Annotated in this window: 18 protein-coding genes; all 18 read right to left on the reverse strand. The window is 46.1% G+C overall.

Going from position 1 to position 24,361, the window contains the following annotated elements; all coding sequences use genetic code 11:
* Positions 1-4 precede the first annotated feature (4 nt).
* The gene (locus AB4114_RS31950; protein WP_441992025.1) at positions 5-1,318 is read right to left on the reverse strand and encodes a hypothetical protein; all 1,314 of its coding nucleotides are present in this window, start codon (positions 1,316-1,318) and stop codon (positions 5-7) included.
* A gap of 310 nt (positions 1,319-1,628) precedes the next feature.
* A complete protein-coding gene (locus AB4114_RS31955) occupies positions 1,629-2,060 on the reverse strand; it encodes an SRPBCC family protein (protein ID WP_441992042.1) in 432 nt (143 codons plus the stop codon).
* A gap of 211 nt (positions 2,061-2,271) precedes the next feature.
* The gene (locus AB4114_RS31960; protein WP_441992026.1) at positions 2,272-3,999 is read right to left on the reverse strand and encodes a GTP-binding protein; all 1,728 of its coding nucleotides are present in this window, start codon (positions 3,997-3,999) and stop codon (positions 2,272-2,274) included.
* 1 nt (position 4,000) lies between these two features.
* Positions 4,001-4,924 carry a sulfate adenylyltransferase subunit CysD gene (gene cysD, locus AB4114_RS31965; RefSeq protein WP_441992027.1) on the reverse strand — a complete coding sequence of 308 codons (924 nt, stop codon included), beginning with the start codon at positions 4,922-4,924 and terminating at the stop codon, positions 4,001-4,003.
* 450 nt (positions 4,925-5,374) lie between these two features.
* A complete protein-coding gene (locus AB4114_RS31970) occupies positions 5,375-6,115 on the reverse strand; it encodes a Fic family protein (protein ID WP_441992028.1) in 741 nt (246 codons plus the stop codon).
* Positions 6,116-6,288: 173 nt separating this feature from the next.
* Entirely contained in the window at positions 6,289-7,767 is a 1,479-nt protein-coding gene (locus AB4114_RS31975; protein WP_441992029.1) for an ATP-binding protein, read from the reverse strand.
* Complete coding sequence (locus AB4114_RS31980; RefSeq protein ID WP_441992030.1) at positions 7,758-8,510, reverse strand: response regulator transcription factor; 753 nt, start codon at positions 8,508-8,510, stop codon at positions 7,758-7,760. The genes AB4114_RS31975 and AB4114_RS31980 overlap by 10 nt, the downstream gene beginning before the upstream one ends.
* A gap of 472 nt (positions 8,511-8,982) precedes the next feature.
* A complete protein-coding gene (locus AB4114_RS31985; protein ID WP_441992031.1) occupies positions 8,983-9,870 on the reverse strand; it encodes a hypothetical protein in 888 nt (295 codons plus the stop codon).
* 35 nt (positions 9,871-9,905) lie between these two features.
* Positions 9,906-11,201, reverse strand: coding sequence for a copper amine oxidase N-terminal domain-containing protein (locus AB4114_RS31990; protein ID WP_441992032.1), 1,296 nt, complete (start codon positions 11,199-11,201; stop codon positions 9,906-9,908).
* The gene (gene glmM, locus AB4114_RS31995; protein ID WP_441992033.1) at positions 11,182-12,540 is read right to left on the reverse strand and encodes a phosphoglucosamine mutase; all 1,359 of its coding nucleotides are present in this window, start codon (positions 12,538-12,540) and stop codon (positions 11,182-11,184) included. The genes AB4114_RS31990 and glmM overlap by 20 nt, the downstream gene beginning before the upstream one ends.
* Positions 12,541-12,564: 24 nt before the next feature.
* Positions 12,565-13,326 (reverse strand): NTP transferase domain-containing protein, encoded by a 762-nt coding sequence (locus AB4114_RS32000; protein WP_441992034.1) that lies wholly within the window; start codon positions 13,324-13,326, stop codon positions 12,565-12,567.
* Positions 13,327-13,351: 25 nt separating this feature from the next.
* Entirely contained in the window at positions 13,352-15,181 is a 1,830-nt protein-coding gene (gene glmS, locus AB4114_RS32005) for a glutamine--fructose-6-phosphate transaminase (isomerizing) (RefSeq protein WP_441992035.1), read from the reverse strand.
* Positions 15,182-15,213: 32 nt separating this feature from the next.
* Positions 15,214-16,569 (reverse strand): nucleotide sugar dehydrogenase, encoded by a 1,356-nt coding sequence (locus tag AB4114_RS32010; protein ID WP_441992036.1) that lies wholly within the window; start codon positions 16,567-16,569, stop codon positions 15,214-15,216.
* 31 nt (positions 16,570-16,600) lie between these two features.
* A complete protein-coding gene (locus AB4114_RS32015) occupies positions 16,601-17,416 on the reverse strand; it encodes a response regulator (RefSeq protein ID WP_441992037.1) in 816 nt (271 codons plus the stop codon).
* Positions 17,417-17,449: 33 nt separating this feature from the next.
* Entirely contained in the window at positions 17,450-18,898 is a 1,449-nt protein-coding gene (locus tag AB4114_RS32020) for a glycosyltransferase family 2 protein (protein WP_441992038.1), read from the reverse strand.
* A 15-nt stretch (positions 18,899-18,913) separates the two neighbouring features.
* Positions 18,914-20,083 (reverse strand): HEAT repeat domain-containing protein, encoded by a 1,170-nt coding sequence (locus tag AB4114_RS32025; protein ID WP_441992039.1) that lies wholly within the window; start codon positions 20,081-20,083, stop codon positions 18,914-18,916.
* Positions 20,084-20,102: 19 nt separating this feature from the next.
* The gene (locus tag AB4114_RS32030; RefSeq protein WP_441992040.1) at positions 20,103-22,340 is read right to left on the reverse strand and encodes a hypothetical protein; all 2,238 of its coding nucleotides are present in this window, start codon (positions 22,338-22,340) and stop codon (positions 20,103-20,105) included.
* Between the two features lie 403 nt (positions 22,341-22,743).
* Positions 22,744-24,361: InlB B-repeat-containing protein (locus AB4114_RS32035; protein ID WP_441992041.1), on the reverse strand; the 1,618-nt coding region annotated here is incomplete at its 5' end.

Genomic DNA, 24,361 nt, shown 5'->3' on the forward strand with positions numbered 1-24,361 from the left:
CCTTCTATACCCCAATACCTAATTTATTCTTTATAACTTTTTTATAATCGTCATAAATAATCAGACTTGTGGTATAGTCATCAACATATTTATGTTTTAAAAATGTTTTTGTTGCAGAATACAACCCTTTTCGCAAATCTCCCACCAACACATTAAACATCTGTGCTAGCTCGACATCTGTAATATTATCATGATTAACAATCTTTATAATCCATTCCCTATTACTTTCTGTGATAGAAGACTGAATCTGATACCACAATCTTTTTTGCATTTCCTGGACTGCAACATCTTCTAAGACTTTATAATCCCTATCTTTCCATTTATTTTCCAATACCTCCAATAACAAGGACAAGTAGTCTGCCAAACTAATCATTATATAAGAGTAAATATTTTCATCAGTATGATTATTTCGTAGTCCCATTGCTCCTAATGCTAAGTAGTATTTGGGATCCTTATCCTCATAACAATAAATACAATCAATAATTAATTGCATTCTTTCTGAAAAAAGCAAATTTATTCTATTAGCAAAATCCGTAGCAATATATTGAATATAAAAATGTAATGCATGCAATCCGTTATCGAATTTTTGCTTTGTAACATTTTCAATTTTATCTTTAGCAATTTGACTTAATACTTTTTGAATTTTGAAAACAACATTTTCTAAATTTTCAGCTTGTAAAGCATCTGCTTGCAAGTACTTCTTTAATAGTTTCTCGCCAGTATTCTGCTCAATTATTACGAAAATCATATTCAGTAAACCAACAATCGATTCACTGTATTTTGGAGCTTTATAAACATTTGAATTGAATATTTCTTCCTTTATACTATCAATATTGTTATTCACAGTTTCAACGAATTTTGCATAATTTGATATTTCAAGATTTACGTTACTAACTTGTTCACTTAATTGATTCACTTTTTTCACAATGAACTTTTCGCCTTCTGTTAGCGATTTGCTTATATATTTTTCAATCTCATTAATATAATCATACAAAATATTAGTAATGGTATCTCGATATATAATCAAGTCGTTATTATTTTCAAAAAAAGCTCTAACATACTTTTCTTTTTCATCTGTCGAGAACACTTGGCTAAGATTAACACTTTTAAAAGAACGAGCATGCTTTGTTATATACTCATCTAAATGTTCTTTTAAATACTCATTGTTTCCTTTTAATCGATTTAACTTTATTTCCACATCAATATTTTCTATTCTTTTCACCATCTCATTTTGTTTATATTGAGAGACAGCTTCTCTTAGCCTTGTTTCTATAGTAGCAATTGTTCCAATTGTACTCAATATCATGTTCAGATCCATGATTATCGCCCTCTCCTAACTCTATGAACATAATAATAATATCCTAATTCAGCTATAATTCCCAGGAAAACCCTACAATTTTCAAGCGATAGACCCTGCAAGTAGCAGAGGTTCAACAATTATATAGATCCACACCTAAATAGGATCAGAATCCATCCACCATCGAAAGTTCTATGAGATAACCTTTATGAGGTAAAAAATGAAAGGACTCAAGCATACGCTATGCTTGAGCCCCCACATGACTTGAGTGCGTAATCCTGCGACATGACCAAAAACTAATTCAATCGATGTACCAATTCATATTTATTTCTTACTTATCCATCTGCTCTTCATCATTTACAGTGCTTGTTTTCTGCCTGATGACGCTCAGAACGTCTTCCCAATACTGCTTCATTTGTTCCCTCGTGATCGGATTATCCAAATTCTCTTGATGGAAGCTGATCGTTGTTCGATCAGGATGATTAGATAACAGCCGGATTTGCAACGTTGACGGCTTCTCCCAATCCTTCTTACCCCACTTTAAGCGAAGCTGCCTGTAAGGCTTGATTATCCGGAGTTGGCCCGAAATCCCCTCATCGGATGTAAAGATCTCTCCCTCATTGAATGCGAAAGGTGATACGTTTCCAAGCCACAATTTCATCCCTTCCTGAGAGGTTAGAAACGACCAAACCTGCTCCGGCGAGATGGGAAACGTCCTCCTAACACCGACTTGAAAACCTACAGATACCGTTTGACCAACAATCTTGGGCGATTCAATATTCTGATGTTTAATAGTAGCACCCCGCTAAATTGTTTGTTTGCACTAACCAACACATTATTATAATAAGGGTAAACAGATAATATATAAATATCTTAATAGAATCATCGCACGATTAATAAAAAAAAATCCCTACTTCACTATTCACAGTGATGTAGGGATTTTTGTTCAAAGACAAACACGCGTTATGTTCCCATTAAAAATTAAGAAATTGTCCGACACTACTCTCATTGATTAAATATTTGATAATTCGTTTCACGACAACATTTGCAGCTTCTTCGGTTGTAGACTTACTTATATCAACTACAATTTCCGGATTCCCAGGTATGTTAGTTGTGCTCGTGCTGCCTGCCACATAAACTTCAAAATACTCTTTACCAATGATCCCACGCGCAGTTTCTTGGTCGTTACCATTTAAGGAGTCACTCGATACCAATGCAATCAGTCCAGCATCGTTCATCAATTTGGCAACCTCTGCTAATGACTGCAGCGATTTACCTTGGCCATTCCCCAGTAACATCGTATGGTGGCCTGTCGATACCAAACGTTTTTCGACTTCCTTCGCAAGAGCCGATTGATTCGAAAGCGAACCCGTGAACCAAAGGGTCAAAGGATTCTGACCTTTTTGCTGAGCACGAACATCTCGGGTGATTTCCGTATCTAACTGTACAGAAAGGTCAGAGCTTTGAAGGACTTGCTCAATCACTCCGCAAGCAGATGTCATATTCGTGACACGATCAATCAGAATGAAGCCGCCAATGCTTTTGTTTTGTTCAAAAGAATCAATAACAATACTGTCGGATAACGAAAACTCACATGTTGCCAATTCATTTTTGACAATATGATCAGTTGGAACCGTTTTTCCCGTATTAATTTCGATTTTATGCTTAATCGCCGTTACGGTACCTGGCAGGACTTTCGTTCCTACTTTGACCAGATAGTTTTTGCCTGGCGTCAGCACAGAATCATCCATCCAAAGAATCGTAGCTGAGAAACTGTCCGCTTCTTGAATCTGACTATCCTTCGTGAATACACAGCCCCGCGACACGTCGACTTCCCGATCCAGTTGAATGGTTACGGGCTGTCCCGTGTAGGCATAATCGCGATCTTGGTCTCCCACGAGGATCCGTTTCACTTTCGCCTTCTCATGACTAGGCAACGTTGTCAGCTCATCGCCAACCGCGATACGTCCCGCCTCAATTTGGCCTTGGAAACCGCGGAATGTATGATCCGGACGGCAGACACGCTGAATCGGCATCATAAATTGCTTCGTATTGTCGTTCTGATGAACGTCCACATTTTCTAGATATGGCAACAAGGCAAGGCCTTCGTACCAAGGGGTATTTGGCGATTTTTTCGTAATGTTATCCCCTTCTGTGGCCGAAACAGGGATCACTTGAATGCTATCAAAGTGAAATTCAGCGGTCAATTGCAAGAATTCTTGCCTAATCGCATTAAATATCTTAGGATCAAAACCAACTAAATCCATTTTATTCACAGCTAAAACGAGATGTTTAATGCCCATAAGTGCGCAAATCCGAGTGTGGCGCTTGGTTTGGGTGATAACCCCTTTCTTAGCATCCACAAGAATGATAGCCAAATCCGCAAAAGATGCTCCTACAGCCATGTTACGCGTATATTCTTCGTGTCCAGGTGTATCCGCTACAATGAAAGAACGGTGGTCCGTCGTAAAATACCGATAAGCCACATCAATCGTAATCCCTTGTTCGCGCTCCGCCAGTAACCCATCAAGAAGCAAGGAATAGTCAATTTTGCCGCCGCGGCTGCCCAGTTTACTATCTAGCTCCAATGCTCTTTCTTGGTCGGCGAATAAAAGCTTGGCCTCATACAGCATATGTCCGATTAAGGTGGATTTTCCGTCGTCTACACTTCCGCAAGTAATAAATTTCAGCAGACTTTTCATTTTAGAAATAACCCTCCCGTTTACGTCTTTCCATACTTCCCGCCGCTTCTTGGTCAATTACCCGTGTTGTCCGTTCGGATGAGACCGCACCAAGCGTTTCTTCAATAATGGTATCAATCGTATCCGCCTCCGACTCCGCTCCCCCTGTAAGTGGATAGCAGCCTAGTGTGCGGAACCGCATCTTCTTCATTTCAATTTTCTCATGGGGCTCAAGCTTCATGCGTTCATCGTCCACCATAATGAGATGTCCGTCGCGTTCAAGTACAGGTCTTTCTTTGGCAAAATAAAGAGGCACAATATCAATGTTTTCTCTACGAATGTATTGCCAGATGTCTTTTTCCGTCCAGTTGGAAATTGGGAAAACACGGATACTTTCGCCCTTATTGATTCTTGTGTTAAAAAGTTTCCACATTTCCGGCCGTTGGTTTTTCGGATCCCAGGCATGATTCTTATTCCGGAACGAGAAAATCCGCTCCTTCGCACGCGACTTCTCCTCGTCACGTCTTCCGCCGCCGAACGCAGCCGTAAATCCGTATTTGTCCAATCCTTCTTTCAAGGCTTGGGTTTTCATAATATCCGTATACGCGGAACCATGATCGAACGGGTTGATCCCTTGATCAATCCCTTCCTGATTGGAGTGAACAATCATGTTAATTCCGAATTCTTTGGCTTTACGATCGCGGAATTCAATCATTTCTTTGAACTTCCACGTCGTATCAATATGCATGAAAGAAAATGGCGGCTTCTCCGGATAAAAAGCTTTCAGCGCCAAATGCAGCATCACGGAACTATCCTTACCGATCGAATACAGCATCACGGGATTTTCACATTCCGCCGCTACTTCTCGAATAATATAAATCGCTTCAGCCTCGAGTTGATCTAGATGCGTCATTTCATCTATAGAATCAAGCATCAGTTTTTCCATGGAAAGGTGCCTCCTTTTAATTCTTACTAAACTTATCGCCTTTCTTTATATACTATCAGATTCTGGCTTTTATGCAAAGTGGAAGAAAGTATTTTTCTCTAAATTTCTAACTTTTAGGTCGAATATTGTCGTGCTAATCCTGCATGCATCACATTCTTTAACGTACTAGTCACTATATGACACTAAAGTCCGTTTTGTCACGCCTAGATGGAAAGGGTTCAAAAGAATGTGGGGAGTCGGGCCTTTGTTCATTTTAACCATGTGAAGGTTAGATATTCTATTCGTAATGAATTAAAGTTCCTTAGAATATTCTTGGGACGGGGCAAAGTATGGTGAGATTTGGTTGGGATATCGTAAGTAAGAGTGAATAAAAGAAACCCTAGAAGCTAGTGCTTCTAAGGTTTGCTTTACTTACCGATAATATCAAATTTGAATCCTATTCATGCCAAGTCACGTTACTGCAGCTATGTACTTTTGCAAACTAACTTCAACACAGTCGGCAATTAATTGCACGAATGGCTTTAAATCATTTCCCATACTTGCTAACTCTAAAGTCTCATAATACTTCATTCGTGCATCGTTTGCTGCTTTTACAATGGCTGGTGGAAATCCATATTTCATTAAGACTACATTCATTAAAAGCCGTGCTGTCCGTCCATTACCATCCGAAAAAGGATGAATGTAAACGAAACGGAAATGAAATTCCGAGGCTAGTTCAACTGGGTGTAATTTATCTTTGTGTTCATTATACCATTGTATCAACTGTTCCATTTTTTCCGAGAGCACTGAGAAGTTTGGAGGGGTATGTTCAGAGCCTGATATCAAAACGTTGATCATCCGATATCGCCCTGCGTTCTCATCGTCAATGTTTTTAAGTACTAGATGATGAATTGATTTTATGACATACTCAGTCAATTCCATGTTTCTATGTACTACATCTTGTACGTAATAAATTGCTTCTGAATGGTTAACAACTTCAAAATGTTCACGTAGCTTTTTACCACCAATTGTTAAACCTTCTTCAAGAACCAATTTCGTTTCTAAAAGTGTTAGTGTATTACCTTCAATCGCATTAGAATTGTATGTCCATTCGACCCGATACACTTGTTCTAAATTTCTTACAGCAGCCGCTGGTAAAGGGCGTAATTTATCTAATTCATTTTTTAAAAAATCTATTTTATCAAATGTCATTTTGCCCCTCCCTTCTTAACTTTTATTACCATTATATCACAGCTATCCATAATTTCTCAGGGTTGGATAAACGTACTGCATGGTAGAAAAAAATTCGGAGCATTTAAAAAAAGAGAACCGCAGAAAAGGAACCTCCCTTCTCTGCGGTCTTTCTATCGATAGGTGGATATGAGCTATCCAACAACAGCTAAATTTACCAACGGTTGCACATGCGGACGGCTGTCATAAAGCGGAATTCTGACCTCAAAGACGCTTCCGATCCCAAGCTCGCTTCGCACCCGAATGCTTCCATTATGAAGCTCGACAAGCTCTCGCACAATGGCGAGCCCCAAACCGGATGAGCCTTTATGCTTCACGGGTCTGCCTCTCTCCACTTTGAAGAAGCGCTCCCAGATAAGCCCTTGATCCTCCGGTGTTATCCCGATGCCCGTATCGGTTACTGTGATGAGGACACACCCTTCCGATGGAACCGCCATCGCCTTCAATTCGATCGTTCCATTCTCGGTGAACTTAACAGCGTTTTTGATCAAATTGTTTAAAATTTGTTCCAGTCGATCCGGATCGGCGTGAGCCTGTGGCGAATTTTCATCCAGCAGGCAGTGAATAACCGTCCCGCGAAGTTCTGCCTCCTGTTGGAATTTAAAGGCCAGCTTGGCCATCATCGCTTGAACATCGACCGCCAACCACACAAGATCGATTTCCTTATTTTCCAGCTTCATTAAATCGGTAATATCATCGACTAGCCGGTTCATATGTAGGGTTTCGTTATACATGATCTCGTAATATTTATCCCGCGATCCTTCTTCAATTAAATCATCCTGAAGCGCCTCCAGAAAACCCCGCATCGCGGTAAGCGGTGTTCGCAGCTCATGGGATACATTTGCCAAAAAGTCATGCCGCAGCTGATTCAACTGCCTCTTTTCCAGATCAACGCGCGCAAGCTGCTCCACCATGTGATTAATGGTCGTTGCCAGATCACCAATCTCATCCTTGGAATCGATTTGAATTCTCTCGCTATAGTCTCCGATGGCAATCTTGGCTGCCGCCTTGTCGATCTGTTGGATAGGTCGGCTAATGGACCAGGATAAATAGAAGGATACACCAAATGAAAAGAAGATACCGAGCAGGGTCACCCAAAGGATGGTTTCTCTAAGCTGAGCAATCGTCTCATTCATCCCTTTAAGTGGCGAATGCAGCACAATACCACCGTATACGTCGTTATCTTTTCCCCATGGGACGGCAACCGAAAGTACACCTTCCTTAAAATCTTCGGATTGATTCCATATGGTTGGTTCACCATTCAAGACTTGGTTTACCACGTCCGTGCTGATGACCTTGCCTACGTTCACCTCATCTTTTGAAGATGTAGTAACGATGTTTCCATTCAAGTCAAATATCCAAATACGTGAATCAAATGCTTCATCAAAAAAGCGCAGCTGCTCCTTAAATCGATCACTCGGTCCCGTCTGATTTTGAATGGCGAGATTCACCTGCTTGGCTTGCCGGATCATCTCATTGCTTTTGGAGTCGACGATATAATCCTTGGCAAACAACGAAATAACGAGCCCCACCGCACATAACCCAAGAAGCACTGTAACGATGGAGCTGGTCAACATTTTGCGAAGTATGCTTTTATTTGCATTTAGGAACATGCGGCTACCTCAAATTTATAGCCCACTCCCCAGACCGTATGAATGCAAACATGATGACACGGGCTTAATCTTTCACGAAGTTTTTTGATATGAACGTCCACTGTTCTCATATCGCCTAAAAAATCATATCCCCACACCTGCTCCAGCAGCTGTTCTCTCGTAAACACATCGCCCGGAGATTTCGCGAAAAATGCGAGCAGTTCAAACTCCTTGGGGCGCATGTCAATTTTCATATTCCCTGCGAGCACCTCGCGGCGGGTCACATGGATGACTAAATTATCAAACTCATATTGGACGGGTTCCACCTCAATAACCGGCTGTCCCTTCTGCATTCTGCGAAAAATCGCTTTAATCCGCGCCACTAGCTCCCTCGGACTGAAGGGCTTGGTCATATAATCGTCGGCGCCAAGCTCAAGGCCAAGCACCCGATCAAACTCATCGTTCTTCGCCGTCAGCATAATGACCGGCACATCAGAACGCTTGGTAATCTCCCGGCACGTTTCATACCCGTCGAGCCCGGGCATCATCACATCTAGTATCACGATATCAGGCTTTACTTCTGCTAACATGGTCAGGGCCGAGACGCCGTCATGGGCTTCGATTACTTCGATGAGCTGCTGACGGAAATACAGTCGGATGATTTCTCTCACATTCGGGTCATCATCCGCAACCAACACTTTCCAAGTCACAAGCGGTTCACACCTTTCTATGATCCTCTCATAGATTTCTGCAACTTTTTCCATTTTAAGGGGGTATACGAACTTGTGTTGCCTATATTACACAATAGGAATTGCATGACACCGCTTACAAAAAGTGACAAAAATCAGCTTCAGAAGCGTGTTGGCTGCCGCTAGATCCCGCGTCATACAAGGCATTTTCCGCTTATCTATCAGAAAAAGAAGCTATCTCAAAAGTCAGTTTAGACTTTTGAAACAGCCTCTTTTTTCGTTAATGACCGGAAAGGTAATAAACTTGCCTCCCTCGCATTTTAACTGGATTTTCTCCATCTATTTGAAGCGGATTTCTCGAATTCGAAAGATTAACTGTATTTCCTGTAGTTAAATTCCTTCGATTTGCTCATTTCTCCAAATTTCATACAAATTAAATGTACTTTTTCCATCTAATCACGAAAATACGTCAGATTCGAGCAAATTAGCTGTAGTTTATACATTTAAACGCGAATCGGCAGTCAGATAACTCCTTTATGGAGTTATTTTACCACGAAGAAAGTGCCGTTCTCTTCCAAGTATTAGGTGCCACACAAACATAGACATAACCGTCATCCCACGCCATCTCCCCCACTTCTCCAGGGGCTGTAGACGAGGCTGGTGTCATCGATTTCCGGATGCGGATGCTGTCATCACTGACGTCCAGCTTGGTCTTGGCATCGGAGTTTCCAATACCAATATTGCCGCTGCTGCGGTTAATGGTTAACGGATTGTCCAGTGCTTTACCGTCATCCGAATATCGGATAATTTGTAGATTGGAGCCGGCATTTCCTCCGGTTTCCTCGGAGGTATCTGCACGCATTGCCCAGCGTGGCGTCGTCACGTTCCCAGCATCCGCTTTGGCCCAAGTCAGATCACGATTGACACCGCCGGTTCCGGCAATCCTTAAAATCCCATCCATCACATTGAAATTAGAGGAATGCGTCCGAATTTCAGCCACATCCTGGTCAAATGGAATTTCCAGACGCGTAAACAGCTCATTCGCGTTTTTGCCATCAGGCGCCATCGTCGTTTCAAACGACATATGATTATGATCGTGCTGCTCTGGGTTATTCGCTTTGGCGTGAGCGACGATAGCCGCCTTGTCTTTTCCCTTCTCATCCAACCAAGAGATGGCCGGCTTCGCTCGGTCTTTCGTCCACTGCAGTCGAATGAGATCCGACAAGTGGCCTTCCGAGGAGATCCACTGCTTATCGGTAGAAAGATGAATCCGATCATTATGAGGGACCTCAAGCCCTCCACCCGGTAAAGACGATTCCTGAAAGGTTCCTGCCGTTCCAGCCGTCTCATGGCCGCCTGCTGCAGCGAAAGCCATTCCTGAGACACCGATCGCGGCACCAGCCAACAGAGAGATTACCAAACCTGTTTTTTTCATTTTGCATCCTCCTCCTTCTTATTCATCAAATCCGCTCAGCGATTAGCGTTCAATAGTTCGATCCATCTCACGTAATCATGGATAGCGATGCCGATATAGCTCGGATAAAGGGAGAGGCTTTCCTTGACCTGTTTCAATTCCGACTCCATAAGCGAAGAATTAGACTTATAGAAGGTTGTATAATCGGCTTCCTTACTTGGCAACGTATCCACGGCAATGACGGCCTTTTTCTTCAACGTAGCTGCTTCTAAAATAATAGATTTGGCGCTGGCAATAATACCGTTGCTGCCGAGTGCCGTATTCCGATAGGCCATAATGACAACACTGTCCGCCTTTTCCAGCAGCCACGCGCTAAAGGAGTAACTGGATCCCGGAACGGTAAGGCTGTTGATCCAAAAGGGAATATCGAAAACCATCGTCATGCTGCGGTCCGAGTTTTTCACTTCCGATTCTATGAATCTGATTGTATCCATCCATCGTTCGAGCACCCAGGTCTGATTCGTCTTCCACATGCCCAATGTGTAGGGTTCAATATCAAAATGAAAGCCTTGGAAGCGTTCTAGCGCACCTGCCGAAGCGTTATATTGCGTAACCGCTGCAATCCATTGCCGGATATAGATATGGTTATTGTCATAGATCCAATCCGATTGGCCGGCCAACGCCTCAACCTTGATGCCCAGATCATTCGCTCTGCGGATGAAATTCCGGTACACGTCTTGACCCGGATACGCTGCATAGCGCAGATAAATGGCCGTCAGTTTTTGGTTTGCCGCAAACGCGAGGATGCTATCACCATCGGTCGCAATCAGCTTGCTGTCCCAGATCCAAGTGGACTTTTGCGCTTTGTCCACCGAAGTTATCAGTACCAAATTCCGTTCTCCCGCCCAATCGACATCGGCCCCGAGGCTCTCACTAACCGCTCTCAGTGGAACCATGGTTCGGTCATTTTTAAGGACGGCCGGAGCGTCTAATTCCACCTGCTTGCCGTCAACCGAAGCAATTTTTTGACCTATGGTTAATAATGATGTAGCATACTGACTGCGAAAGGTTACTTGTTCCAAAGAACGATCCCATGCTACTTCAGCACCCAGTTTTTCGGCAATTTCTCTTGCCGGCACCATCGTACTACCCGTCTTTTCATCGATGTATGGCTGGGTATCCGTAAAGGTGATCTTCTCCCCGTTGACCTGTACCCCAAGCTCCGTTTTAAGAGAGTACACCGGGAAAAATAAAGGAATACTTGTTAACATTTGAATAAGAACCAAGCAAACAATCGTCTTTCTCAATGGGACTTTCATAGGAACTAACGGATTAAACCACGCTATATTCAAGCTCTTCCTTTACCACCTCTACAATGCCGTCAACATAACCGGACAACTCCCTTTCATCCGGTCCTTCCGCCATCACACGCACCAGGGCCTCCGTGCCAGAAGGCCGCACCAATACACGCCCGCGGCCGGCCATCTCACTTTCCACCCGACGGATGACGGCATCGATTCGACGATTGCCTTCCAGCTTGTATTTATGGATTACTCGTACATTAACCATCAACTGAGGGTATTTGACCATTGGGGACACGAGCTCGGACAGAGGCTTCCCTTCTTGCAGCATGACTTGCAGCAGCTGAACGGCCGATAACAGGCCATCCCCTGTCGTCGAATGATCCAGGAAAATGATATGTCCGGAAGACTCACCGCCCAAGTTGTACCCACCACTGCGCATCACTTCCATGACATGCCGGTCTCCGACCTTGCTTTTTAACGAATCGAGACCGATGGTTTGCAGCGCTTGATGAAAGCCAAGATTGCTCATGACGGTAGAAACGACGGTGTTATGACTCAGCTGTCCCTGCTTGGCCATATGAGCGGCAAGGATATAGAGGATGTGATCCCCGTCCAGAATCTCGCCCCGTTCATCAACCGCAATCAGCCGGTCCGCATCACCGTCGAACGAAAGTCCCGCATGGGCACGATGTTCCAGCACAGCCTTACGAAGATGCTCCGGATGTGTTGAGCMGCAATCCTGATTAATATTTAAACCATCCGGCTGATGAGACAATAGAATAGTCTCCGCACCCAATTCGGCGAATAGCTGCGGAGCTAGCATGGAAGCCGCCCCGTTCGCACAATCGAGCACGATCTTGCAACCTGACAGCGATGTCGCAGCCGTCGACTTCAAGTAGCTCACATAGTCCTGTGCGCCCTTCAGATCATCACGCAAGGTACCAATACCCGCTCCCGTAGGGCGGGAAATCCGATGCTCGTCACTCTGCAAGCGGCTCTCTACTTCCGCTTCCCATGCATCCGGCATTTTGAAGCCGTCTCTGCCAAAAAACTTAATTCCGTTGTCCTCCACCGGATTATGAGATGCGGAGATCATTACCCCTGCATCTATGCCCGAGTGCCGTGTAACATAAGCCACACCCGGCGTCGGTAATACGCCTAGCCTTACAGCATCCGCCCCGGCGGATAACAACCCGGCAGCCAAAGCTGCTTCTAGCATGTGCCCGGAGATGCGGGTATCCCGTCCGATGACGACGGTTGGCCGTTTGCCTTCACAGCTGCGCGTCAGCATGCAACCAACAATAAGCCCTAATTCAAAAGCCAACTCTGGCGTCAACTCGCGATTGGCAACCCCTCTAACGCCATCCGTACCAAAAATAGCTCCCATATCAACACTCCTCCCTATCGCTTTTTATGCAAATATCCCCATGTGCTCGTAAAAGGCCCGATTCGCCTCCTCCAATTGTTCAGGGGTATTAATCCCCATCACCTCAGTCGGATCGTCGAGAATCATCGCCTCGAATTTCTTCTGGCCACCGGAAATACCAGTCTGTCGCATCACCTTCACGATATCGGTCAAGTAGTACTCCTGCTGCGCATTGTCATTGGTAATACCAGGGAGCGCTTGAAACAAGCTTTCATTATCGAAACAGAAAATCCCCGTGTTAATTTCGTTAATCCTTTTCTGTTCAGGCGTTGCGTCTTTCTCTTCAATGATATCGACAACTTCGCCGCTTGCAGAATCTCGGATAATTCTTCCATAGCCGGTTGGATCTCCAAGCGTCGCGGTCAACACCACACCAGCGCTTGTATTTGCCCGCTGGGCCGCCAGCAGCATTTCAATGGTGGATTGCCTAATGAGAGGCGTATCGCCCGTAAGCACCAAGGTCGATCCGCTGCGGTTACGGAGCAGAGGCTCCGTTTGATGAACGGCGTGTGCCGTTCCAAGCTGATTCTCCTGCTGGACGTAGGTAACCCGCGTCCCCAAGCACTTCTTCACCAGCTCTCCCCGATGCCCGATCACGGCCACAATCCGAGTGATCGGCATCGCTTCCAGTTTGCCCACCAAACGGCCGATCATCGGTACGCCTCCAACGGGATGAAGCACTTTGGGCAGCTCCGACTTCATCCGTGTGCCTTTCCCTGCAGCTAACAAAATAGCGAATGCTTCCATGTGTGGTCAGCTCCCCTCTGGATAGTTATTCAACCGTCACGCTTTTGGCCAAGTTGCGCGGTTTATCAATATCGTTATCCAGGGCCAGGGAAGCGTAATAGGAGATTAACTGAAGCGGCACGACGGCCAATATCGGTGCCAAAAGCTGAAGGGACGACGGGATGAAGCAGATTTCATCAACGCTATTCAGCAGCCCCACGTTGCCTTCCACCGTAATCCCCATGACATGTGCGCCACGGGCCTTAACTTCTTTAATATTGCTAACTGTTTTCTCGTACAGATCCATCTGTGTAGCCAGCGCAATTACCGGCGTATCCTTCTCGATCAGCGCCAATGTGCCGTGCTTTAGCTCTCCGGCTGCATAAGCCTCCGAATGAATATAAGAGATTTCCTTCAATTTGAGAGAGCCCTCCAGCGCAACGGCATGGTCCAAGCCCCTGCCAATAAAGAATAGGCTGTCCGCATCTTTGATTGATTCCGCATACAGCTTGACTTCGTTGGCGTTTTCCAGCACCTTCTCCACCTGAATCGGAAGTGCCTTCAAACCTTTGACCAGCTCCGTATGAAGCTCGGTGGACAGCGTCTGTCTTTCCTGGGCCAAGTAAATGCTGAACAAATAGAAGGCGAGCAGCTGAGCGGTATACGCTTTGGTCGATGCCACGGCAATTTCCGGGCCAGCCTTCGTTGCGATGACATAGTCCGCATCTCGCGCAACTGAACTGGTTGGCACATTCGTAATGGCCAATACTTTAGCGCCTTGCCTTCTGCTCTCTTGCAGGGCAGCAAGCGTATCCGCCGTTTCCCCCGATTGGCTCACGACGATGACGAGTGTTCGGTCAGTGATGATCGGGTCCCGATATCTGAATTCCGATGCGATATCGCACTGCACCGGGATTCGCGTTAGCTTCTCAATGACCGTACTGCCGACAAGTCCGGCATGATAGGCTGTGCCGCAAGCTACGATAAAAATTTTATCCACATGTTGAAACGCGCCTGCTGCGTGCGCTAATTCCGGGAAACTGACTTGGTCCTGGTCGTTGATGCGCCCGAGCATCGTATTGCGCAGTGTTAACGGTTGTTCGTGAATTTCCTTCAGCATGAAGTGCTCAAACGGTCCTTTTTCTACCTGATCTGCGTCCCAATCGATATGCAGCAGCTTGCACGCCACCGGTTCCCCTGTCTCGACTTTCGTGATGGAGATCCCCTCCTGTGTAAGGATGGCCAAATCTCCATCCTCCAAAATATACACCTCACGAGTATGCTCAATAAGCGCAGAGATGTCCGAAGCCATGAAGTATTCGCCCTGACCCGCACCAATAACAAGCGGACTCGCTTGTCTGACCGCGATAAGTTTATCCGGCTCATACTCCGTCATGACACCAAGGGAATAAGCCCCTTGCAGTCTCTGAATGACCGCAAGCATGGCGGTGTAGATGTCGCCTTCATAATGCTCGGCAAGCAAATGAGCAATCACCTCGGTGTCGGTCTCGGAAGCAAAGATGACGCCATTATCCTCCAGCTCTTTCTTCAGTTCCATGTAGTTTTCCACGATGCCGTTATGCACGACAGTAAATTTACCCGACATATCCGTATGCGGATGGGAGTTTACATCCGACGGTCTGCCGTGCGTAGCCCAGCGCGTATGCCCGATACCCATCGATCCTTTCAACGGCTGCTTATCCAGTTGAAGCGTTAAGTTGGCCAGGCGTCCTTCCGCCTTGCTAATCTTGACCTGATCCTGCACCAGCACCGCGATCCCCGCGGAATCATACCCTCTGTACTCCAGCTTGCTTAATCCGTTCAGCAGAATCGGCTGTACATCTCGCCCTCCAATATATCCTACAATGCCACACATCGTTGTTTTCTCCTCTCTCTTCTAAAATGCGTTTATACGCCTACGGCAAGCCTCACTTCTCGCTTGCGAATCCCCGTACCCAATCTATAAATATTGTCTCCTTGAATGTCTACAAAAGCGTTGCGCGTATCTATGATTGGCACGCCTAGCTCAGCGAGTTCACGGTTGTTGAAGCAGCGGTGATTCGTGATCAACACCATGCCGTCATATTCGGCAAAAGCACACAGATCATAATTCACAGATTTTACCATATCCCCTTCTTTATCAAGGAAGGAAACGGCATGCGGATCGTAATAGTCCACTTTAGCTCCGCTCTCCCGAAGAAGCTCGTACAACTCCAGCCCCGGCGATTCACGGAGATCATCCACATCCGGCTTATACGCCATACCTAGAATAAGAATCTTCGAATTGCGGATGGATTTCGCATACATATTGAGAATCTGCGAAGCTTTATATCGGACATACTCCGGCATATTATCATTGATGGATTGCGCCAGCTCGATGAACTTGCTGTAGAAACGGAACTCCTTGGCTTTCCACGATAAATACATCGGATCCAGCGGGATGCAGTGACCGCCGATACCAGGCCCCGGATGGAACGGCATAAAGCCAAACGGCTTCGTCGACGCAGCCTTAATGACTTCCCACACGTCAATGTCCATTTTGTCGCACATCATGGCCATTTCGTTAATGAACGCAATGTTAATACTGCGAAACGTATTCTCTAGCAGCTTGGACATCTCCGCTACTTTCGGCGAGGAGACAGGTACGACATCCTTCACCACATGGCCGTAAAGGGTTACGCCGAGGTCGATGCACGCTTCCGTCGTACCGCCGATAACCTTTGGCGTATTAAAGGTGTTGAATTTAGGATTCCCCGGATCGACCCGCTCCGGCGAGAAGCAGAGGAAGAAATCCTTGCCTACCTTGAGTCCTTGCGCTTCCAGCTCGAACTGGATAAGCTCCTCCGTCGTTCCCGGATAGGTGGTGCTCTCCAAGATAATCAAAGCTCCGCGCTTGAGATTCTTCTTGATTTCCCGGACGACACTCTGAATATAAGAGGTATCCGGATCTTGGTTCTCACTGAGTGGCGTCGGTACACAGATGGAGATCGCATCCAGCCTTTGAACCGTATGGTAGTCGTCGGTCGGAATAAAGCGGCCGGACTCGACCGCGTTCATTACTTCTTCGTTCGGAACGTCTTGAATATACGATTGGCCGCTTTGAAGTGATTCTATCTTTCGGAAATCGAGATCGATGCCGTATACCGTAAACCCGCCTTTTGCCATCTCCATACATAAAGGCAGCCCTACATAGCCGAGACCGATGACCCCGATTTCGGCCGTTTTGGTCTGAAATTTATATTTTAACTGGTTATATGCGTTCATTATGATTCCACCCTCTCGTGTTTCTCGTTTATTAGTTCAGACGGGAACTCAGTTTTTTGATTCTCCACTCCAGCTCCGAAATGGAGAAGGGCTTCGTCACATAATCGGATGCGCCCAATTCAAAGGCACGGTCCATACTTTTCGGCAGCTGCTTATCCGTAAGAACGATGACTTGTCCTTCGCCGGCATAATCCCTCTTGATTTTGTCAATCAACTGGTACCCGTCAAGAATCGGCAGGTTCAGCTCCGTGATCACCAAGTTCGGCATTGTTTTCTCAAATTTCTCGAGCGCTTCACTCCCGTCCTTGGCCTCTTCAACCTTGTAACCGTTGATCTCAAGCCGCAGCTTAACAAACTCTCTGCTCACCTCGTCCGGATCGGCGATGAGAATCGATGTAATTCCCTGTTGAACCCCATGATTCATGAACAGGTGAATATCTCTGCCCTCCCCTTTCCCTTGCAGCGTCGTTTGGAGCAACTGTGACATGGACTGTTCCGTCAACTCCCCACTCTCTGGGAAGCTGGCGACGACTGTCTGACCTTCGAGCAAACTTTGCTGCTCCAGGAACTCTTTGAGCACGAGCGATGCATAATGGGTATCGATAAGCTTTTGCCCAGACTGAACGATTCCTAGAAGGCCACTTTGATCCAAGTAGAAGCAATGAAGAGGTGCCTCCGGCTCAAAGCCGCTCACATAGGACTGCATTTGTTCCAGTACCTTCTGGCCCACCGCTGCGCATGGCGCAAGGATCATCCCGTAGGGAGCACCCTTTTCATAGGAAGCCTGAACTCTTTCTGCTAATTGCAAAATTGCTTCTTGAATCGGATCATGAACTAGTACCGCCATCTTCTCCACTCCTCTTATCTTTGTATAGGATTGCTATTTATTAAAATTGGTACGGACCATCGTTCCCCATGAGTTATTATTACGCAGGAATTGGACATGTCCGCTTAACCTCCACCAAACACCAATTTGCCGATAACCCGCAAACATCAAGAGCGAATATAAGAGCATTTTGTTCAGGTCACGCAACTTGGGATATCTGCTGAAGGCCGCCTCTTCAATAAATAAGGCCCCCAGGCTTAAGGTAAAGCAGGAAAATAAATTGACTAACGAAAAGATAACGACCGTGTGCCAATCCGTCATATTCAGCATCCAGTAACCCAATATGGCTAACAGGCCGCTGAGGCGGAAATATGGATTCAGTGTTTCAAACACAATGTTATAGGGAAGTGTCAGCAGCCCGAATATTTTGTATTTCGGACGCAGCACCATGTGAATACCTTCTTCAATCATATTTTTCAGATTTCCACGCCCCCAGCGCTTGCGCTGGCTGCTCAAGATCCGGTACGAATCTGGTGCTTGTGTCCAACACACGGCATCTGGGCAAAATGCTACCCGGTATGGGATTTTATTGTCTAAACAGTAACGGTGAAGCTTAATGACAATGTTCATATCCTCACCAGGGTAGCCACCACGGTAACCGCCGACGGCGATGATCTTTTCCTTTTGAAACACACCGAAGGCTCCTGAAATAATAATGAGTCCATTAACGGCGCTCCAGCCGATCCTGCCGCCGAGGAAAGCTTTCGTATATTCGACGTGTTGCAGTGCCGGCAGCAGCTTACGAGGAAATTGAACATCCTTCACAATGCCATCTTCCACCGTGCAGCTGTTGACGATTCGAACATTGCCCCCAACGGCGACCGTCTCTTCGGGGTTTTCCATGTATACCCGGGCAATCCGCGTTAAGGCGTCCTTCTCAAGCAAAGAGTCTGCATCAATTGTTGAGATTAACGCATAGTGGGAAAGGTTGATGCCCGCGTTTAACGAATCCGCCTTCCCTCCATTCTCCTTATCTACCAAATAAAGATTGGGATACTCGGAATTATGGTACACCCCTCTGACTTTTCCGGTCTTAATGGAGCTGGAAAGCACCGGATGAAGGAGCTCCAGATTGAATTCTTCAATCATGCACTTCAAGGTCCCATCCTGTGAACCGTCGTTGACGACGATCACCTCATATTCCACATAATTGAGCGCTAACAGCGACCTGACGTTCTCAATAATGGTTAACTCCTCGTTATAGGCCGGTACCAACAGGGAAACTGGCGGGAGCTGACTGGAACTGGATAGCTTATTGATCCGATTGTACTGAATTCCCCGCTTAATCGAGAAAATATGCCGAATCGAGAATCCGAAGATGAAATAATAGAGCAGTGTGACGAGAATAACGTAAAAGATCGCGACATAGCTGTAATAGAGCAAAAACTCTCTTAACCCGTGCAGGAATGAATCCAACACTACTTGATATCCGAAAACCCACATGTTTACGCAACCCTCCTATACGACACGATAGATACGCTTAGACCTGTGAAATACTTTGTCATAGGTGTACATCAGTGTGTTATATTGCATGAGCTTATCCCAATTGTGCAGCTGCATAGACAGATGCTTAATCTCATCATCAATCAGCTGCTGCATGAACTGCCCGCGTTCATTGCCTTGAACCGCTGCTGCACGCTCACAAAGCGCCACCATGCCTTCTTCTCCCATACGGAGCAGCCCTTTGGCCGACGCATACACGATTCGCTGATCGGCGTCGCTCAGACTGGTTGTCATCAGCTCGATGTAAGCCGTACTTTTGATGTCGGCCAAAGCCTCTATCGTCAATCGGCGAATGCCCAGATTGGGATGACTTAGTAACTTGCTAACAACGTTTCTAGGCAGCAAGCGGGAGCTTTTCAGATACAAATCCACCGCTTTGATCTGAATGTCTTCATGCTTGGAATCCATGAGACGATAAACCGCAGAAGCTGCTGCTGGATCGATGTAGACATTGAGCCCAATCAGCCCAATCCGGACGTAAGCTGGATCCTGACGACTCACATAGCCCGTGTACAAGGAACCGGCATCTATGTCCGAATCGGCGATCATATCCACAATCAGTTCGTAGCATTTCTTGTTGTGCTGAAGCAGCGTCTGAACCATGGCTCCGAGCTCCTGCTGGCTGCGGGCACACTTGGCGATAGCTCGAGCTACCACAAACAGAGACGAATTGAGCGGATGCACCTTTAACATGTCCAGTAATACCGGTACCGCCTCCTTCACCCGCATGCATCCCAAGTGATAAGCGGCATCCAACTTCACCGGATAAGATCGGCTGTTCAAGCGCTCTATATGGTGCTGCACGAGCCCCAAATCTACGCAAAGCTGGACCAGCTTATGCCGCTGTTCGCCGGAGAAGATTTCCATCATATCATTCAGCTTCTCCTGCATCGCTTCCCTCTCCACCGGGTTCATCGGCCAGGGAGGGACTCTTAACGGCTCTGTCCCATCCAGATTCGCTTGCACATACGTCAGGTAATCCTTAAACTTCGTTTGGAATCGGTCGTTCAGCTTTCTCCTTCTTATACTTCGCATCTTGATGGCATAAATGATGACCACACAAACCAGATTAAAAGCCAAAATGACATATAACGCTTGTATGGCTGCATTAAGATTGGTGTACACACCTGCACTCTCCTCTTCTTTAACTGCTCGATGGAACGGTACTGGTAACGGGTCCGTTGATCTTATGCAACGCTTCTTTCATGATGTAGTAACTTTGTTTCGGCCGTTCCACATATTTCACCTTATCTTCCCAGCCCTGCCATGTGTATAGCGGCATCGCGGACACTTGAACCGGCTGCGCCGCAGCCGAGTTGTCCCGACCAACGACCTGTTCATTCTTCACAATCCACGGAACAAAGCGAACACCTTTCACGTGCGTCATTTCAAATTTATTCTTGCTCGGCTGGTTGTAGTTGATAACGCTCAGCGAGCTTGGATCACTGAATCCCAGCAGCATCCACGGTATTCGTATTTCGAGCACCTGCCCTTGCACTTGCCACATCGCCTTCGAATTGTATTCGGCACGCGACGGATCACTGTAGCCTCTCTCTAAAAGGCCAACCTCTACATCCCCGAAGGGGTGGTCCACCCGGGAGTCGGGATGCTCCAGCAGATAATTGACGGCCAGCTTCCAAGGCTTGAAAATGCCCGAGTCATCCTGCTTTTCCTTCGGATCGATGTTCGGCAGCCCGGAACGTTCATACATGCGGGCATGGATATCGTAATTAGAGGCGATCGTCAAACGGCTTTTATTTTCATCCGACAGCTCGATTAATGTTTCCAATCCCTCATCAAGTGTCATGCCATGAAGCTCTGGTCCATGACGATTGCCACCGGGCAGCGTATCTGCCCCGAAATAGATACTTTCCTTGGACGGGTCAAATGGCTCAGATAGCTTGGCCTGTACATAAAGGTAGCCTTCGTCATGCGTGGCCCAAATCTCCTCAAAGCCAGGAGCTTGCACATCGAGCTTCGTCTTATCCTTCAACTTGTTCCAATCCGAGGCGTCCCCATCGATGTGAATCGCTTCGTCTTTGCCTGGGAACATCCCGAGTACCCCGAAGAACGACTCATTCGTCAACGTGTTATACCAGTACGCCCGGCGATCCGCTTCATCATAGCGTTGCGTGTTCCACGTCTTCTTAAACCATTCATCCTGCCACGTGAACAAAATCGCCCCAGAGTAGCCGGACCCGTGAATCTGCTGCAGTAAATCTGTATCGATCTCTCCCTGCTGTTTCTCGCTATGACCGCCCTGATTGCGGCCGAGCGTGCCCAAGTGGGCTACACCCAAGGAAGCCGGCACGCCATACTCCGTAATCATGACCGGCAGATTGGGATGCGCTCCTTTTAATTTATTCAGATACGTGTAGTAACTATCGATTTCACCCTTACTATTGGTCTTTTCCTGAAACGACTTATCAAATGCAAAGAAATCCGGATAATACGGATACACATGATACGAGGCAAAATAGCCCGCCTCCCAATTCGCCGCCTCAATATGCGTCGGATCGACACTAACCAGATCCTCTTCAACCAACGGCTCGCCCGGATGCGTAAGCGGATCCGTCGTCACCCAATTAGCGAAGGCCATGGGATGCTGCCAGCCATACTGAATTTCCGTTTGCGCTGCCGTGTCGACCATTAGGGCCAGCCACTTCTCAAAAGCGTTCGCTCCCGGTTTATTACGGAAATATTTCCCCACATAATCTGCGGTGTCCGCGTGCAAATCATTGGTCCCCTTCACCATCTTCGGATCCCATTCCGTCCCGATAATCCAGCCCATGAGATAAGGACCTGCATTATAGGTATAGGTACCTCCTGCTTTTCCCGAATGCGGCTCAGGCGTGAGTGTCGTTTTGCCATAGACCGCCGAAACCGCGTCCTTAATCTCTTGCTCGAACTTCGTCTTGATCTTGGAATCGAAGGCATCCTGCCCTTCAATCAGTTGTTCCTCGGGGCTCCATACGCCCTGAAGGAAGAAAAGCGGATCTTTCTGATGTTTCATGTTGTATTTGGCAAGCGCCTCGTAAAACTCGGGCATCATGATCGTATACACCCGAATCACATTCGCCCCCATGTCCTGAATCATGCCAAACCATCTCTCATACTCGTCCTCTGAGATGACCAGTTCACCAGGAAAATGTCCAGGGATCGTCGCCCCCATATTAATTCCCTTGGCAAAATAGGGCTGCCAGGCTTCATTCGTGTATTCTTCTACATTCGTTCCTTGTGTCTTAAACTTCACATGTATGCCGCTAGCCAGCGTCGTGCTTTCGATTCTGACCAAAAGCGGACGCAGCCAATAATAAAGCGCACCGGCTACAATCACGAGCACAAGACCTAATCTCACCAACAATTTGAGGCACTTGCTCATCCTATTCACCTTCGATTATTTGCTGAGTTCATCTGTCTATTGCCATGGTACGACAGGAAAGTGCAATTGTCTGTTTTCAAAGTGTTAAACATTATGATCAATTGAAGATGATTGTGTTCGTTATCGGAACTTTGTTATCGGATGTTTAAAAGATTGTTAGAGAACTATTAAAATGGAATAATTTTGTGTAAATGGGAGAGATATAGGGAAATAAGGGGTGAATTTGACGGATGTTGGGGGAGTGTGGATAATGGCAAGTTAGCAGTAGATACAAAAAAACGAGGAGCTCAGCGAGAACAGGCCGCTTAGCTCCTCAGTTTTTATTGAATGTGATCTTTTTTTGTTACTGAGATGTTCCAAAGGTTACTTTGGGGACAGCCTCTTGCTTTACTAAACAACAACATCACCTAAGTTGCGGACTTATCTGACTCAACAACTCTTCGACATCCTGTTGTCTCAAACTAACTGAACTTGAAATGATCATCATAACATCCAAGATGTCTAGAACTCCATCCTGATTAACATCAATTAGCTCATTCAGCTTGGCTGGTTCACGGTTCACGTAGATTTCATAATTATTGGTCGTTCCATCCTGAGCAATAACTTTAATTTGAATCCCGTTCATGCCTACAAGTAGGCTCGGCACCACATAAGAATACACATCGTTCGTCACTGTGCTATAAACTGCACCTGTAACTACAATTGTTTCTGTTGGGTCTGCTTTAGTAAAGAAAAGTGTAAGACTCGAAATGTTCGTTGGTACAATTACTGTATGCGCCAGTTGCGATGGCGGGAGCTCAGTTGCAAATTCCCCTTGGACCATATATAAGCTGGACAACATTGCATTGCTGCTAAGTGGTGCATTTACGATGACGGTGTAAGTTACACGCGTTACTCCATCTTCCGCTGTAACGATAATCACACAGCCTGTAACTAACGTCGTTGCTTCTGTATGACCATCCGCTTCATAAATTTGATAAGTTGCATTTGCTGCAGGCGTGATCGCAGCTTTCAATGCATCCAACGTAGTCCCATACGTAATATTCGTTACCGTTTCGATCGCTGTGCCGCCTGTACTAACTTGGCCAAGGTAGGAACTAATGGTAGCTGATGTGCTTAACCATTTGGCGTAGAGCATTGTATCGCCTAGTACTTTATCGGTGCCGAAGTGCCACAGCGTCGTAAATGAAGTTTCTTTATACCAGCCGGCGAAAGTGTAATTTGCTTTCGTTGGATTGGGTGGTACTGTGATCGTTGAATCATAGTCCGCATTTACTTTTGATACTAAGCTTCCTCCATTAGCATTGAAATTCACAATGTAGGTATTCGGCGTCCATTTTGCATACAGTATCATATCACCCTGCACTTTTTCGGAATCAAAGCTCCAGAGGGTCGTCGCCGCGGCTTCTTTATACCAACCTGCAAACGTGTAATTCGGTTTCGTTGGCGTAGTAGGAGCGGTGATTATTGTATCATAGGCTGCATTCACTTTTGTTACTAAGTCTCCTCCATTTGATTGGAAGTTCACGATGTACATCACTGGTGTCCACTTCGCATACAATGTCATATCGCCTAGCAATTTATCTGATCCAAAAACCCATAGAGTCTCTAAATCTTCTTTATACCAGCCTTCAAACGTGTAATTCTCTTTCGTTGGCACAGTCGGTGCAGTGATGACTGTATCGTAGGCTGCTTGTTTACCCTCTATTTCAGTTCCATTATTAACCACGAAGCTTACTGTATAGTTAATCGGATTCCACTTCGCATAGAGTGTTGTATCGCCTAACACTTTATCTGTTCCAAAAACCCAAAGATTCGTTAACTGAGCTTCTTTATACCAGCCTGCAAACGTGTAATTCTCTTTCGTTGGCACAGTCGGCGCGGTGATGACTGTATCGTAGTCTGCTTGTTTGCCTTCTATTTCAATGCCATTATTCACCACGAAGCTTACTGTGTAATTAATCGGCGTCCACTTCGCGTAGAGTGTTGTATTGCCTAATACTTTATCTGTCCCAAAAACC

The sequence above is a fragment of the Paenibacillus sp. 2RAB27 genome (assembly GCF_052115445.1).
In the GTDB taxonomy this organism is placed as follows: Bacteria; Bacillota; Bacilli; order Paenibacillales; family NBRC-103111; genus Paenibacillus_E.

Coding starts and splice junctions, on each gene's coding strand:
- AB4114_RS31950 (WP_441992025.1), bottom strand. CDS start 1,318: ATGGATCTGAACATGATATTGAGTACAATTGGAACAATTGCTACTATA.
- AB4114_RS31960 (WP_441992026.1), bottom strand. CDS start 3,999: ATGAAAAGTCTGCTGAAATTTATTACTTGCGGAAGTGTAGACGACGGA.
- cysD (WP_441992027.1), bottom strand. CDS start 4,924: ATGGAAAAACTGATGCTTGATTCTATAGATGAAATGACGCATCTAGAT.
- AB4114_RS31970 (WP_441992028.1), bottom strand. CDS start 6,115: ATGACATTTGATAAAATAGATTTTTTAAAAAATGAATTAGATAAATTA.
- AB4114_RS31975 (WP_441992029.1), bottom strand. CDS start 7,767: ATGTTCCTAAATGCAAATAAAAGCATACTTCGCAAAATGTTGACCAGC.
- AB4114_RS31980 (WP_441992030.1), bottom strand. CDS start 8,510: ATGGAAAAAGTTGCAGAAATCTATGAGAGGATCATAGAAAGGTGTGAA.
- AB4114_RS31985 (WP_441992031.1), bottom strand. CDS start 9,870: ATGAAAAAAACAGGTTTGGTAATCTCTCTGTTGGCTGGTGCCGCGATC.
- AB4114_RS32000 (WP_441992034.1), bottom strand. CDS start 13,326: ATGGAAGCATTCGCTATTTTGTTAGCTGCAGGGAAAGGCACACGGATG.
- glmS (WP_441992035.1), bottom strand. CDS start 15,181: ATGTGTGGCATTGTAGGATATATTGGAGGGCGAGATGTACAGCCGATT.
- AB4114_RS32010 (WP_441992036.1), bottom strand. CDS start 16,569: ATGAACGCATATAACCAGTTAAAATATAAATTTCAGACCAAAACGGCC.
- AB4114_RS32015 (WP_441992037.1), bottom strand. CDS start 17,416: ATGGCGGTACTAGTTCATGATCCGATTCAAGAAGCAATTTTGCAATTA.
- AB4114_RS32020 (WP_441992038.1), bottom strand. CDS start 18,898: ATGTGGGTTTTCGGATATCAAGTAGTGTTGGATTCATTCCTGCACGGG.
- AB4114_RS32030 (WP_441992040.1), bottom strand. CDS start 22,340: ATGAGCAAGTGCCTCAAATTGTTGGTGAGATTAGGTCTTGTGCTCGTG.